Source organism: Robertmurraya kyonggiensis (assembly GCF_005116465.1).
GTDB lineage: Bacteria > Bacillota > Bacilli > Bacillales > Cytobacillaceae > Robertmurraya > Robertmurraya kyonggiensis.
The window spans coordinates 199,170-213,923 of record NZ_SWBM01000001.1; the positions used below are offsets into that span (position 1 = coordinate 199,170).

The window sequence follows — 14,754 nt, forward strand, 5'->3', positions numbered from 1 at the left end:
TGTTTGATTCGTGTTGCTGTTGTGGATGATCATGAGATGGTTAGAAAAGGGATTATTTCGTATTTAATTACTGAGCCTGAAATTGAAATCGTTGGGGAAGCAAATAGTGGAAATGGTGCAGTATCCCTAGTTCTTGAGAAAAGACCAGAGGTTGTATTGATGGATTTACTTATGGAGAATGGCACTGGTATTGATGCGACAAAAGAAATATTAAAAGAGTATCCAGAATGTAAAATCATTATCATCACAAGTTTTTATGATGATGAACAGGTATTTCCAGCAATTGAAGCAGGAGCCTTTAGCTATATTCTAAAAACAGCAACAGCAGAAGAGGTTGTAAGGGCGATCCAAAAGGCTGTAGCTGGTGAAACAGTAATTGAGCCAAAGGTAGCCAATCGAATGATGAAGCGATTCCGTCCTCAAGAGAGAAAGCCACATGATGAGTTAACTGAGCGAGAAATGGAAGTGCTTATGTGCATTGGGGAAGGAATGACAAATCAACAAATAAGTGAAGAACTTTTTATTGGAATAAAGACAGTGAAGACCCATGTTAGTAATATTTTAAGTAAGCTTGATGTAACAGATCGAACCCAAGCAGCAGTTTACGCAAATAGGAATGGACTTGTCCAGAACCAATGATAAAAGCGCTCAACTCGAGTGCTTTTTCTATTTGTACACAATAGCTTCCTAAATTGTCTTTCATTTTTCTGAGGATTATAATTAATCCGTTGTTTCTTTTTCTAACAGATAATGTTTTCGAAAAGAATCGTTGTTTTAAAATAATTCGAATGAGGAATCTCGCATGCAATCATTATTTAGTCTATTAAAATACTTGAAACCATACACATTCTTTGCCATTATTGGACCTCTTTTCATGTGTGTTGAGGTCGGGATGGATTTATTGCAGCCGATGATTATGCAGCACATCATTGACAATGGAATTGCTACAAATGATACGTCCTATGTCGTCAAAATGAGTCTACTCATGCTCCTTGTTGCCGTCATCGGATTAATTGGTGGGATTGGCTGTTCCATTTATAGTACGAAAGCTGCCGTTAACTTTGCCACTGATATTCGACAGGATGTCTTTCAAAAGGTCGAAAGATTCTCTGCTAAAAACACAGACCAGTTTGGGGCAGGGAAATTAATTACAATTGCCACGAATGACATTACGTCTGTTCAAATGGCGGTCATGATGACATTGAAAATTCTTGTTCGAAGTCCGCTATTATTCATTGGAAGTGTCATCATCGTTTTTATTTCAGCAAGAGAGTTCTTTTCCATTCTCTTAATCTTAATTCCTTTACTTACGATCGTGAATTGGTATTTCATGAAGAACGCTGGAAAGCTGTTCCGAAAGGTTCAAGAAGCAATCGATAAAATGAATACAAAGCTACAGGAGAATTTGACGGGAATTCGTGTAGTGAAAGCATTGGGACGTCAGGACTATGAGAAAAAGGGATTTGCCGAAATAAACGAAGAACAGACGAGAATAAATACATCTGCGAATCAAATGATTATGGGACTCATGCCGGTAATGCTGTTTCTTGTAAATATTGGTGTCGTTGCTGCACTTTGGATGGGTGTTATAAAAGTAGACAATGGAACGACAGAAGTTGGAGTCATTCTCGCTTTTATCAATTATTTAACGATCACATTGAATGCCTTAATTAGTAGTAGTCATGTACTAATGGCGATCACGCGAGCCTTCCCATCAGCTGAGCGCATTCAGCAAGTGTTGAATACAAAAATGGATATCGAAAATAAAGTAGAATCGTATGAGCCGTCTTCAATCAAAGGAGACATCGAATTCCGTAATGTTAGCTTCAGCTATAGCAAGAATGGCGAGCTTGTTTTAAAGGGGCTTAATTTTAGAGCAAGGCAAGGTGAGAAAATTGGCATTATTGGTACGATTGGTAGTGGCAAATCAACCTTAATCAAATTGCTTCCACGCCTATATGATGTTGATACTGGAGAAATTATCATTGATGGAAAAAACATCAAAGATTATAAATTAGAACAATTAAGAGAAGAAATTGGCGTTATCCCACAAAAAGCCATGTTATTTTCAGGCACGATTGCTGAAAACTTGAGATTTGGGAAAGAGAATGCAAGTAAAGAAGAAATGGAAGCCGCAACAGCGACTGCGAATGCTTCTGAATTTATCGATAAGCTTGACCAACGGTTTGAACATGTCCTAACTCAAGGTGGAAACAATTTATCTGGCGGGCAAAAACAAAGATTATCCATTGCGCGTGCATTTATCAGAAAACCAGCCATCGTAATATTGGATGATTCTACTTCCGCTGTGGATGCGCTGTCTGAAAAAGAGATTCTTAATACTTTATATCAAGAGTACGAACAGTCCACTACATTTATCATTGCATCGAAAATTTCATCAATCATGAATGCAGATCGAATTCTAGTAATGGAAGATGGAAAAATTGTCGGAGCTGGGACTCATCACGAATTGTTGGAACAAAACAATGTGTACCAAGACATTTATAACACTCAAGGTGGAAAGGAGGGAATGATTCATGAATCAGCCAGCAACTAAGTTTTCAGGGCATCCAGGTGGAAAAGGCCGATTCGGAGGACCGGTTGTCAAAGCAAAGGACAGCAAAGGAACGTTAAAGAGAATTTGGTTGTATATGAAGATGGAGAAACATGCACTCATCTTTTCCATAGTAATGGTGTTATTGACTAGCTTACTTGGACTTATTGGACCTTATTTAATTGGTGTGATTATTGATGACTTTATTATTCCGAAAAATATATCTGGAACGATACGGATGGCAGTCGTACTTGCAGGAATCTATGTGGTTTTGTCCATTTTCACTTGGTTCCAGTCCTATATCATGATTAATATTTCCCTCAAAACCATTAAAAGATTGCGTCAGGATTTATTCAATCAGATTCAAAGTCTATCATTACGATTTTTTGATAAAAAGACGCCAGGAGAGTTGATGAGTCGTGTAACGAACGATATTGACCAACTAAATAATGCGCTGAGTCAAAGCGTGATACAAATTTTCTCTACTATATTAACCGTTGTCGGTGTTATGATCGCTATGCTCACTTTAAACTGGATGATGGCGCTTGTGACACTTTGTGTCATTCCATTGATGTTTTATGTAACGAAAAAAATTCTTAAATATAGTAGTAGCAATTTTATCAAAAGACAAAGGGACCTGGGTGAATTAAACGGTGTGATTGAAGAGTCGATTTCGGGGCTTGAAGTTATTCAATTATTCGGCAAAGAAGAGAAGGTATTTGCTGAATTTTCTACAATCAATGAGCGTCTACGAGGGTCCTCTACCCAAGCAGAAATGGTTTCAGGATTTTTGGGTCCGGTAAATAACTTTATCAATAACTTGGGACTTGGACTAATTATTGCAGCTGGAGCATTGTTGACCCTATACGATATGGCTACTGTTGGGATTATTGCTGCTTTTGTGACATATTCACGCCAATTTTTCCGACCGATTAACCAAATGTCGAGTCTCTTGAATACGTTTCAGGCAGCTATTGCAGGGGCTGAAAGAGTATTTGAAGTAATGGATGAAGTTCCTGATATCCAAGATAGGGAAGATGCCGAACCTGTTCATTCATTGCAAGGAAATGTCGATATTGCTCATGTGACCTTCGGTTATTCAAAGGATAAGCCGATCTTGAAAAACATTAATTTACAAGCAAAAGCTGGACAGACAATTGCAGTTGTAGGTCCAACTGGTTCAGGAAAGACGACATTAATCAACCTATTGGCTCGTTTTTATGATGTTGATGCAGGCGAAGTCAAGATTGATGGAAGAAATATTAAGGATTATCTATTAAGTGACCTTAGAAAAAATATTGGGATTGTGTTGCAGGAGCCGTTCTTATTTTCAGGAAGCATTATGGACAATATTCGTTATGGTAAATTAGAGGCAAGCGATGAAGAAGTGATCCGAGCAGCAAAAACAGCATCTGCTCATCAATTTATTAAATACTTGCCAAATAAATATGAAACGATTATTACGCCTGGTGGGGGAAATCTCAGCCAAGGACAAAAGCAATTACTTGCTATAGCGAGAGCTATTTTGGCAGATGCGAATATTTTAATTTTGGACGAGGCGACTTCAAGTATTGATACAAAAACAGAATTCGAAATTCAAACAGGTTTAGTGAATTTGATGAAGGGAAGAACAAGTTTTGTGATTGCCCATCGTCTAAAAACAATAGAGAATGCAGATGTTATAGTAGTAGTTCGAAATGGTGAAATTATCGAAAATGGAACTCATCACGAGTTAATGGAACGAAAAGGTTTTTACTACGAGTCTTACCGCAATCAGTTCCAGCTAAGGAATCTTTCATAACATTTTTCTATCAAAATCAATGAGAGCAAGTAACAACAATCAACTAGAAAATAGCCATTCTAAAAACGTCTATTTTTTGACACTTCTCCGAGTAAGGTATACAACGATAGGAGAAAACGCTATATTAGAATGAGTATAAATAATTTATTCTCGAACAAAGGGTTTAGATGAGAATAGATGGTCTTGAAAGGTGGACATCTTTGTATGGTGAAAGAAATAAATGAAACATTTTTAAAAGCAGCAAAAGGGGAAAAAACGGATTATGTTCCTGTTTGGTATATGAGACAAGCTGGAAGATCGCAGCCAGAATATCGTGCGATCAAAGAAAAATACTCTTTGTTTGAAATTACGCATCAGCCTGAGCTTTGTGCTTATGTAACAAGACTTCCTGTGGAACAATACGGGGTAGATGCTGCGATTCTTTATAAGGATATCATGACGCCACTTCCTGCGATTGGTGTAGATGTCGAAATTAAATCAGGCATAGGTCCTGTTATCTCCAATCCCATTCGTTCATTAGCAGATGTGGAGCGCTTAGGGGAAATTCATCCTGAAACGGATGTTCCATATGTGTTAGAGACAATTAAGCTATTAACAGAGGAACAGTTATCTGTACCACTGATAGGTTTTGCTGGGGCTCCATTTACGTTAGCTAGCTATATGATCGAAGGTGGACCTTCGAAAAACTACAATAAAACAAAGGCATTCATGTATGCAGAGCCAAAAGCTTGGTTTGCACTCATGGACAAGCTTGGTGATACAACAATTACATATGTGAAATCGCAGATTAAAGCAGGAGCTAGCGCGATCCAAATTTTTGACTCATGGGTAGGAGCTTTAAATGTAGCAGATTACCGTACTTATATTAAACCCGTCATGAATCGTATTTTCTCAGCATTACGTGAGGAAAATGTACCGCTTATCATGTTCGGTGTAGGAGCGAGTCATCTTGCTCTTGAATGGAATGACCTTCCACTTGATGTAGTTGGCTTAGATTGGCGACTTCCTATCAATGAGGCACGTGCAATGGGGATTCAAAAAACGGTACAAGGGAACTTAGACCCAGCTATCCTTTTAGCTCCTTGGGATGTAATCGAAGAGAAGGCTAAGGCTATTTTAGACCTAGGAATGGCTCAACCCGGATATATTTTTAATCTTGGACATGGGGTTTTCCCACAAGTGAACCCAGAAACATTGAAAAAACTTACTGCGTTTATTCATGAATATTCAGCAGAAAAATTACGTCGTTAGTCCTGAGCATTTTGTTTGAAATATGCTTTTGATTTTTGGCAAGATTATGGACTAGAGACGTAAATTATGAGGTGAACAGAAGAAATGGCAAAAAAACAAATGGGTTTGCTTGTTATGGCATATGGAACCCCTTATAAAGAAGAAGATATTGAGCGTTACTATACACATATTCGTCATGGACGTAGACCTTCAGACGAAATGCTAGAGGACCTAAAGGGTCGTTACGAGGCGATTGGAGGACTTTCTCCACTTGCTGAAACGACAAATAACCAGGCGAAAGCTCTACAAAATCACTTAAATGAAATTCAAGATGAAATTGAATTCAAATTATACATTGGATTAAAACATATTGAACCGTTCATTGAAGATGCTGTGAAAAAAATGCATGATGACGGAATTGAAGAAGCATTGAGCATTGTATTAGCTCCTCATTTTTCAACTTTTAGCATTCAGTCTTACAATGGACGTGCAAAAGAGGAAGCGGAAAAGCTAGGTGGACTTACGATTAAGTCTGTTGAAAGCTGGTACAAAGAGCCAAAGTTCATTCAATATTGGGTTGAAAAAGTGAAGGCAACCTTCGAAGGGATGCCAGAAGAAGAACGCAATGCAGCAGCATTAATTGTTTCTGCACATAGTTTACCTGAAAAAATTCTTGAACTTGGTGATCCATATCCAAACCAGCTAAAGGAAACAGCTGAATTAATTGCGACAGGTGCAGGCGTAAGTCATTATTACTTAGGTTGGCAAAGTGCCGGAAATACGCCAGAGCCTTGGTTAGGACCAGATGTTCAGGACTTAACAAGAGAATTATATGAAGAGCACCATTTTAAAGCATTCGTGTATACACCAGTAGGCTTTGTAGCTGAGCATTTAGAAGTATTATACGATAATGACTATGAGTGTAAGGTTATTACAGAAGAGCTGGGCGTCAGCTACTATCGTCCTGAAATGCCAAACACGGACCCATTGTTTGTTGATGCAATGGCAACGGTTGTGCTTGATTTATTAAAATAAATGATTAATCCAAACTAAGCAAAGAAGGCGATTGACTGTGTCTGAGAAAAAGAAAAGGGTTGTAATACTTGGGGGAGGTATTACTGGACTCACTACTGCTTTCTATTTACAGAAGGAAGCAAGGGAGAAACAGCTTTCACTAGAGGTCATACTCGTTGAAGCAACTCACCGATTAGGTGGAAAAATGCAGACTGTAGCTCGAGACGGCTTTGTGATCGAAAGGGGGCCAGATTCATTTCTGGCACGAAAGCAGAGCGCATCCCGTTTAGCGAAGGAAGTCGGCATGGAAGATCAATTAGTTAGTAATACTGCTGGAAAATCATACGTACTAGCTAAGGAACGTCTCCACCCAATGCCTGGAGGTTCCATTATGGGAATTCCAACCCAAATCGGTCCTTTTATTACAACTGGATTGTTTTCTCTCGCAGGTAAAATGAGAGCGGCAGCTGATTTTGTCTTACCAAAATCAAATCCTTCTCAAGACCAGTCACTTGGTCACTTTTTTAGAAGAAGACTTGGGGATGAAGTACTCGAGAACTTGATCGAACCCCTCTTGTCTGGAATCTATGCTGGTAACATTGATGATATGAGCTTAATGTCAACATTCCCTCAGTTTTATGAGGTGGAACAAAAATATGGAAGCCTTATTCTCGGTATGAAAAAAGGTACTCCTGCTCCTCCAAAGAAAACACCTAGATCGAATAAGAGTAAAAAAGGCATGTTTCTTACGCCAAAAGGTGGATTACAATCGATGGTTGATGCGATTGAAGCCAAGCTTGATCCAAACTCCATTTTAAAGGGACATCGGGTTGAGTATGTGCGCAAAACGGAGGAAGGCTACACTATCAAATTAAACAGCGGAGAAATCCTTCATGCAGACAGTGTAGTTTCCACTCTTTCACATCAGGTGTTACCTGCTATCTTTTCAGAAAATGAGTTTTTTGAAGTGTTTGAGGACATCCCATCTACTTCGGTTGCCAATGTGGCTCTAGCTTTCCCGAAAGAGGCAATAGAGAAGAATATTGATGGGACAGGCTTTGTCGTTTCAAGAAACAGTGATTATACGATTACGGCTTGTACATGGGTACATAAAAAATGGCCACATGCTTGTCCAGAAGATAAAGTTTTATTGCGTTGCTTTGTTGGAAGAGCCGGTGATGAGACGATCGTTGATCTGTCAGATGATGAAATCATTAAAATGGTTCTTGAAGATATGAATAAGACAATGAATATTACGATGGAGCCAGAGTTCGCAGTGATTTCTAGATGGAAAAATGCAATGCCGCAATATACGGTTGGCCATAAGGAACGTTTATCAAAAGTACTCGAACAAGTCGATCAACAATTACCTGGGGTATTTCTTGCTGGTGCATCATTTGAAGGCTTAGGAATTCCTGATTGTATCGACCAAGCAGAAGCTGCTGTTGAGAAGGTTATAGAATTTATAAAATGATCGAAATAAATAAAGACCAAATCCATAGTGGGTTTGGTCTTTTAATATACGAATAAACGTTCGTTTTGTGAAGCACTCAAATTAAAAAGTGAGTTTTCTCAACTTCCATATTATTAGTATAAAACAATTTTTAATAACAGTCTATATTTATTCTGAAGATTCTTTTATATTGATAACACCTGGCCGGGAATGAAGTGAAGTGGAGGATATCATGTATGCGTTATTGGGATTACAATTTAAAAGTTCGGCTCATGGGCGAAGCGATGTTCAATTTACTGTATTGGATGTATTTTCCGTTTATTGCTCTCTATTTCAGCATGGAGTTAGGAAATCATATAGCAGGGTTGCTTATGACGGTTCCTCCGATTATAAGCATGTTAGGGAGTTTGATTGGAGGTGGTCTAGCCGACAGTATGGGAAGAAGACCAATGATGTTAGCTGGTTCAACACTTCAAGCCATAATGTTCATCGTATTTGCATTGTCTTTATCTCCATGGCTCGATTACCTTGCTTTTATCGGAATCGGCCTAGGCGGCGCCGTTTATCGACCACCTAGTTCGGCTATGGTGGCTGACTTGGTTCCTGAAAAAGATCGGCGACAAGTATTTGCTACATTTACAACGGCCAAAAATATAGGAGCTGTCCTAGGTCCAGCTATTGGAGCCATACTATTTTTTCAATATCGCCATGCACTTTTATGGACATGTGCGATCGTTTTACTCACATACACAGTAGCAATATTTTTTATTGTAAGGGAAACGAAGCCAAATTTCGTTAAAGCAAAGGCTCAGATAGGAACAATCATTATTCAGCAATGGAAGGATTATCATATTATTCTTCGTGATAAAATATTTGCCATCTACATATTGGCAGGCGTATTTTTCGTTGTAACGGTGATGCAACTCGATTTGTATTTGCCTGTCTATTTTGTGAATCATGTCCCAGCTCAAACACTTATTCATTGGAACGATTGGTCATTTAGCTTAACAAGTACAGAAATTTTTGGTTGGATATTAGGGCTTAATGGACTGTTATTTGTTTTATTCGTGTTACCGGTTACAAAGTGGCTAAAAAATTGGAGGGAACGAGATGTTTTTATTCTTTCATCCCTTATATCGGGCATTGGAATGCTTGCATTAGGATTTCACACAAATATTTGGTACCTATTTGTTGTGACGATTATTTTTACATTTGGAGAGTTGATGCGCTCACCAGTAATGGAGAGCTTTGTCAGTCATTATGCACCTGCGGATGCGAGAGGAAAATATATTGGTGCAGACAGTTTGCAATATACAATTGGGAGATTTCTAGCTCCAATCACCGTTTTCTTATCTGAATGGTTTGAACCTATGGGGATATTAGGTTTATTATTTATTTTTTCGTTGATTAGTGTGTTTCTATATTCGAAGTTGTTCAAGATGTACCAGGCTATTGACAATTAAATCTAGAAGAGTAAAATAGATTTCGTACTGAATGACCAATTTAGACTTTTGGTCAAAAGAGGTGACGAAATGGCTGTTGATAGAAGAAAATTAATTGTTGAGGCTGCAACTAAGTCCTTTTCCTTGTTTGGTTTTAAGGCAACGACGATGGAGCAGGTCGCAAAAATTGCGAATGTAGGTAAAGGCACAATCTATACTTTTTTTAAGACAAAAGAAGAGCTGTTTGATGAGATCGTGAATTGTCTCATTAAGGAGATGAAGTTTGCTGCAGAAGAATCGATTGATGAGTCCAAGTCTTTTCAGGAAAATGTTCACAGAGCTTTATACAGAATCTTGGAGTTTCGTCTAGAGCATCAACTGACGATTAAGCTTTTCCAAGAGGGCAGAGAAATGAGAACACCTGCTGTCATGGAAGTGATCGAGCGAATCGAAAAAGCCGTTTTAAATTTTATTAAAGATAAAATAGAATTGGCGATTGAGAAAGATGAAATTCAACCATGTGAGCCGGAGCTTACTGCGTTTGTCATGATTAAGATGTATATTGCCCTAATTTTTGATTGGGAAAAAAATCATCAGCCTTTAACAAAGGAAATGATTGCGAAAACATTGGAACAACATATTTTTCAAGGGTTGTCAAAATAGATAATCCTTCCTTTTTGAACAAAAATGACCAATTGAGAAAAATGGTCAATTATTATGGAGGTTAAGAATGAAAGCAGAATTACGGCAACTTTTTACTAACAAGAAACTCTTAATCCCAGTAATTGCAATATTGTTTATCCCAATATTATATAGCGGTATGTATTTATGGGCCTTTTGGAATCCATACGGTCACCTTGAAGATTTACCAGTAGCGATCGTAAATGAAGATAAAGGTGCCTCATTTGAGGGAGAACAGTTAAAACTAGGGGAAGAATTAGTCGATAAATTGAAGGAAAATCATGAATTTGACTATAATTTTATCGATAAAGAAGAAGCTTATAAAGGATTAGAAGAACGTAAATATTATTTACTTGTAGAAATTCCTGAGAATTTCTCAGAAAATGCAACAACTTTAATGGATGAGAAACCAAAAAAGCTAGAGTTGATTTATGTTGCGAATGAAGGTACGAATTTTCTTGCTTCACAAATTGGTGGAAACGCCATGGAGAAGATTAAGAGTTCGATTTCGGAAAAAGTAACTGAAACCTATGCTGAATCAGTATTCTCAAATATTGAGGAGCTGGCAGATGGAATCGAGCAAGCAAGTGATGGTGCCGGAAAACTTAAGGATGGTTCTGTCGATTTAAGTAATGGCACAAAGGAACTTCATGAGCATTTGGTGGAATTGGCTAGTAAATCGATTGAGTTTAATCAAGGTATGAACAGTGCCAATTCAGGTTCTGCAGATTTAGCATCAGGAATTACAACCCTGAATGAAGGTTTAGCTGAACTAGGAAAAGGGCATTCACAGCTTACTTCAGCTTCTAAGGATATTGCAGCAGGGAATACTGAGCTTGCAAAAGGAATTAGTGATGCTAAAGCAGGGATTGATGTGATCGATCAGAAGCTACCTGAAATGACGTCAGGAACTGAACTGCTTGCTCAAGGCGCAGAAAATGTATCTAGTTCATTGAATGCATGGAGCACAGAAGCACAAAAAGTGAGCGGTGGAGTGAATTTGCTTCAGCAAAAGCTTGCCGGTGTCATGGTTGGAATGGATCCAGCTGAGAGACAAGAGCTTCAGGCACTGTTAGATAATCTCCAAACAGGAACAACACAATTGTCCGAATCAGCTGGGGTTATTTCAAACGGTGCAGCAGATTTGTCTGGAAATTTAAATACTCTAAGCGAAAAACAGGGAGAACTTCAACAAGGTGTTCATCAACTAGCTGAAGGCAGTGCAATGCTTCAGGCAGGTTCCGATAAAATTCTTGCAGGGGAAGAACAATTCCAGGCAGGAATGAAAACATTTGATCAAAAATTAGCAGAAGCTCGAGCAGGTGCAGGGGAGCTTGCCCAAGGTGCTTCAAGTCTACAAAGTGGTTTGAATGAATTAACACAAGGAACAGAAAAGATTACAAGTGGTACAAGTCAATTGAAGGATGGGGCAGGAAAGCTAGCTGATGGGACAGATGAGGTTGCGACAGGAAGCAAGGAATTAGCTGAAAAACTTGCTGATGGAGCGAAGGAAGCAATATCTGTTGAAGCTGATGACGAAACTTACAATATGATGGCCAATCCTGTAGAGGTTAAAAATGAGAAAATTAATCATGTACCAAACTATGGTACTGGATTTGCTCCATACTTTTTGTCACTGAGTTTATTCGTTGGGGCATTAATGATTTCTATCGTATTTCCATTTAGAGAGCCAGCGTCTGTTCCTCGAAATGGAATGAGCTGGTTCACAAGTAAATTTACGATTCTTGCCGGAATTGGTATTATTCAAGGTTTAATTGCAGCTGCCATTTTGATGGGAGTATTAGGATTAGAGGTACAAAATATTCCATTGTTCTTATTATTTGTCGTTGTGACGAGTCTTACCTTTGTCGCATTAATCCAATTTTTTGTAACACCACTTGGAGATCCAGGAAGGTTTGTTGCCATTCTTATCTTGATTTTCCAATTAACAACAAGTGCAGGGACATTCCCATTAGAATTAATCCCAGGATTTCTTCAGAAAATCCATGCGTTTTTGCCGATGACTTACTCGGTTCAAGGATTTAAAGCGGTTATTTCTAGTGGAGACTTTGGATTCATGTGGCATAATCTATTCATTTTGTTAGGTTTTATGGGCATATTTATCATCGGAAGCTTACTATATTTCCGCTTTAAACATAAGCGTCAATTTTATGTGCTAGCGAAAAAAGGCGAATAAAAAAGGGCCAGCTGTTATGAAACAGCTGGCTTTTAATTTGGAAGGGATTATGGAACAAAATGCAGGTGCAAATTGTTGCCAGTAAAACATGGATCTATTTGAGACTTTTCACAATGATGGTTAGAAAAACGAACAGTTAAGCTGGGGACTGTTAAGTTCGTTTTCTAAACTGTTTCATTATGAAATAGATTCAAATACTAAAAAATAGTAAACTTATAGATTTGTAACACCTTGGCAATGATCGCATTGGTTGCTGTAGCATTCGTGCTGTTCTTCAATTTTAGCCCCACAGTTGTTGCATTTCTTAGGTGGTAAATTCCTGAAAAATTCAACGATGCTCTCAATCATTTGTATAGCCTCCTTGTGCATAGGTGTTTGAAACAGTTTGGTTATTAATTTAATTGTATTATAACAGTTGAGTGGATGTCAATCCTGATTTTATAAATTTTAAAGCAAATCCTTTATAATAAAGTTAGACAAAAAGTTTCTTTAGAGGAGGTACTATTTTGAAGTTAACAGTTATCGGTTTTTGGGGCGGTTATCCAAAAGCAAACGAAGCGAGCACAGGCTATTTATTAGAGCATGCTGGGTACCAATTACTTCTTGATTGTGGAAGTGGTGTCCTGTCAAAAATCCAGAATTTTATTGAGCCAGAGGAGCTCGATGCTGTCCTTATTTCTCATTATCACGCTGATCATATTGCTGATATCGGTGTGTTGCAGCATGCTCGTATTATCAAAGGTTTTTTAGGGGAGAAACCAGATACACTCCCAATCTATGGTCACACCCTTGATGAATATGAATTCGCTAAACTTACTCATAAGGGGATAACAGAAGGAGTCGGCTACGAACCGCAAAACACTTTAAAGGTCGGCCCTTTTGAGGTACAATTTCTTAGGACGAATCACCCGGTACCATGCTTTGCGATGAGAATTGAAGCAGGTGGAAAAGTACTTATTTATACGGCTGATACTTCCTATAAAGAAGAATTTATTCCTTTCTCTAAAAATGCTGATCTGTTGCTTGCAGAATGTAACTTTTTTAGCCATCAAGATGGTCGTAATGCCGGGCATATGAACAGTACAGATGTAGGAAAATTGGCAAATGACGCAAGTGTGAAGCAAGTGATTCTGACTCATCTGCCTCAATACGGTGAGCTATCGAAATTAGTTCAAGAGGCAGGAGAAATCTACAATGGTCCGATTTCATTAGCTGAATACGGGAAAGTTGTAACATTATAAGGAGATGACATCATTGTTATTTATTGATAACAAGGGGATCACAGATCCTCAAATTAATTTAGCAATTGAAGAATATGCTTTAAAGAATTTAGATATTAACGAAACGTACCTGCTTTTTTACATAAATGGTCCTTCTATTATCATTGGGAAAAATCAAAATTCAATAGAAGAAATCAATACGGAGTATGTTGAGGCGAATGGAATTAAGGTAGTCCGTCGACTTTCGGGTGGTGGAGCGGTTTATCATGACTTAGGAAATCTAAACTTCAGCTTTATCACGAAAGATGATGGAGAGTCTTTCCATAATTTTAAAAAATTCACGGAGCCGGTTGTGGATGCACTGCATAAGCTTGGGGTACAGGCTGAACTAAGTGGACGAAACGACATTGTTGTTGAAGGTAGAAAGATATCCGGAAACGCCCAATTTTCAACGCGTGGTAGAATGTTTAGTCATGGAACGCTGATGCTGGATTCTGAAATTGATCATGTCGTTTCTGCTTTAAAGGTGAAAAAGGACAAGATTGAATCTAAAGGGATCAAGTCTATTCGAAGCAGAGTAGCGAATATTTCTGAATTTCTTACTGAAAAGATTTCAATTGAGGATTTCCGTGCGTTGCTATTAGAGAATATCTTTGATGGAAAAGAAAATATTCAAGAGTATGTGTTAACAGAACAAGATTGGGAAAATATTCATCAGCTTTCAAAGGAACGCTACCAAAATTGGGATTGGAATTATGGGAAATCTCCTAAATTCAATCTTCAGCATTCTCACCGTTTTCCTGTCGGCAGCATCGATGTACGTTTAGAGGTCAATAAAGGAATAATCGAAAACTGTAAGATATTCGGAGATTTCTTTGGCGTAGGAGATGTAGCAGAAATTGAACAAAAGCTTATCGGAATTCGCTATGAAAAGGCTGAAATTGAGCGAGCGATGGAAGATATAGATATAAAACATTATTTTGGAAATATAACAAAAGAAGATTTCACAACATTAATCTACTAACGATGTCATCTGGCATCGTTTTTTTATTTCGGCTAAATGGTCTGATAAATAGGTGAATGCACGTTTAATATTTTAAAAATTCATTTATGTATGCGTTTTCTCTTGTGTATATAATTTTCTTTCAATATAATATATTTA

General features: G+C 38.0%; 12 protein-coding genes. 11 read left to right on the forward strand and 1 reads right to left on the reverse strand.

The window, feature by feature from the left end; all coding sequences use genetic code 11:
• Positions 1-3: 3 nt before the first annotated feature.
• From FA727_RS01105 to FA727_RS01145, 9 genes are all read left to right on the forward strand, one after another.
• Positions 4-639, forward strand: coding sequence for a response regulator transcription factor (locus FA727_RS01105; RefSeq protein ID WP_136828900.1), 636 nt, complete (start codon positions 4-6; stop codon positions 637-639).
• A gap of 163 nt (positions 640-802) precedes the next feature.
• Entirely contained in the window at positions 803-2,557 is a 1,755-nt protein-coding gene (locus FA727_RS01110) for an ABC transporter ATP-binding protein (RefSeq protein ID WP_136828901.1), read from the forward strand.
• Entirely contained in the window at positions 2,538-4,355 is a 1,818-nt protein-coding gene (locus FA727_RS01115) for an ABC transporter ATP-binding protein (RefSeq protein WP_136828902.1), read from the forward strand. The genes FA727_RS01110 and FA727_RS01115 overlap by 20 nt, the downstream gene beginning before the upstream one ends.
• A gap of 204 nt (positions 4,356-4,559) precedes the next feature.
• Complete coding sequence (hemE, locus tag FA727_RS01120; protein WP_136828903.1) at positions 4,560-5,606, forward strand: uroporphyrinogen decarboxylase; 1,047 nt, start codon at positions 4,560-4,562, stop codon at positions 5,604-5,606.
• Positions 5,607-5,690: 84 nt separating this feature from the next.
• Positions 5,691-6,620: a ferrochelatase gene (hemH, locus tag FA727_RS01125; protein ID WP_136828904.1), complete on the forward strand. Its 930-nt coding sequence runs from the start codon at positions 5,691-5,693 to the stop codon at positions 6,618-6,620.
• Positions 6,621-6,657: 37 nt separating this feature from the next.
• Positions 6,658-8,073, forward strand: coding sequence for a protoporphyrinogen oxidase (hemY, locus tag FA727_RS01130; RefSeq protein WP_136828905.1), 1,416 nt, complete (start codon positions 6,658-6,660; stop codon positions 8,071-8,073).
• A gap of 215 nt (positions 8,074-8,288) precedes the next feature.
• On the forward strand, positions 8,289-9,515 hold the full coding sequence (locus FA727_RS01135) for an MDR family MFS transporter (protein ID WP_136828906.1): 1,227 nt from the start codon (positions 8,289-8,291) through the stop codon (positions 9,513-9,515).
• A gap of 69 nt (positions 9,516-9,584) precedes the next feature.
• Complete coding sequence (locus FA727_RS01140) at positions 9,585-10,157, forward strand: TetR/AcrR family transcriptional regulator (protein ID WP_136828907.1); 573 nt, start codon at positions 9,585-9,587, stop codon at positions 10,155-10,157.
• A gap of 67 nt (positions 10,158-10,224) precedes the next feature.
• Positions 10,225-12,372 (forward strand): YhgE/Pip domain-containing protein, encoded by a 2,148-nt coding sequence (locus tag FA727_RS01145; RefSeq protein ID WP_136828908.1) that lies wholly within the window; start codon positions 10,225-10,227, stop codon positions 12,370-12,372.
• A gap of 213 nt (positions 12,373-12,585) precedes the next feature.
• Here FA727_RS01145 and yhfH read toward each other — a convergent pair whose 3' ends face one another.
• Positions 12,586-12,720: a protein YhfH gene (gene yhfH, locus FA727_RS01150; RefSeq protein WP_136828909.1), complete on the reverse strand. Its 135-nt coding sequence runs from the start codon at positions 12,718-12,720 to the stop codon at positions 12,586-12,588.
• Between the two features lie 158 nt (positions 12,721-12,878).
• Here yhfH and FA727_RS01155 point away from each other — a divergent pair, with 158 nt between their 5' ends.
• Together FA727_RS01155 and lplA are read left to right on the forward strand one after the other, a co-directional pair.
• Positions 12,879-13,613: an MBL fold metallo-hydrolase gene (locus tag FA727_RS01155; protein WP_136828910.1), complete on the forward strand. Its 735-nt coding sequence runs from the start codon at positions 12,879-12,881 to the stop codon at positions 13,611-13,613.
• Positions 13,614-13,626: 13 nt separating this feature from the next.
• Positions 13,627-14,616 (forward strand): lipoate--protein ligase, encoded by a 990-nt coding sequence (gene lplA, locus FA727_RS01160; RefSeq protein WP_136828911.1) that lies wholly within the window; start codon positions 13,627-13,629, stop codon positions 14,614-14,616.
• Positions 14,617-14,754: the final 138 nt, after the last annotated feature.

Bases quoted from the DNA above. Each gene is read 5' to 3' on its own strand.
- FA727_RS01140 (WP_136828907.1), top strand. From the start codon at position 9,585: ATGGCTGTTGATAGAAGAAAATTAATTGTTGAGGCTGCAACTAAGTCC.
- FA727_RS01110 (WP_136828901.1), top strand. From the start codon at position 803: ATGCAATCATTATTTAGTCTATTAAAATACTTGAAACCATACACATTC.
- hemH (WP_136828904.1), top strand. From the start codon at position 5,691: ATGGCAAAAAAACAAATGGGTTTGCTTGTTATGGCATATGGAACCCCT.
- FA727_RS01135 (WP_136828906.1), top strand. From the start codon at position 8,289: ATGCGTTATTGGGATTACAATTTAAAAGTTCGGCTCATGGGCGAAGCG.
- FA727_RS01115 (WP_136828902.1), top strand. From the start codon at position 2,538: ATGAATCAGCCAGCAACTAAGTTTTCAGGGCATCCAGGTGGAAAAGGC.
- hemE (WP_136828903.1), top strand. From the start codon at position 4,560: ATGGTGAAAGAAATAAATGAAACATTTTTAAAAGCAGCAAAAGGGGAA.
- FA727_RS01145 (WP_136828908.1), top strand. From the start codon at position 10,225: ATGAAAGCAGAATTACGGCAACTTTTTACTAACAAGAAACTCTTAATC.
- yhfH (WP_136828909.1), bottom strand. From the start codon at position 12,720: ATGATTGAGAGCATCGTTGAATTTTTCAGGAATTTACCACCTAAGAAA.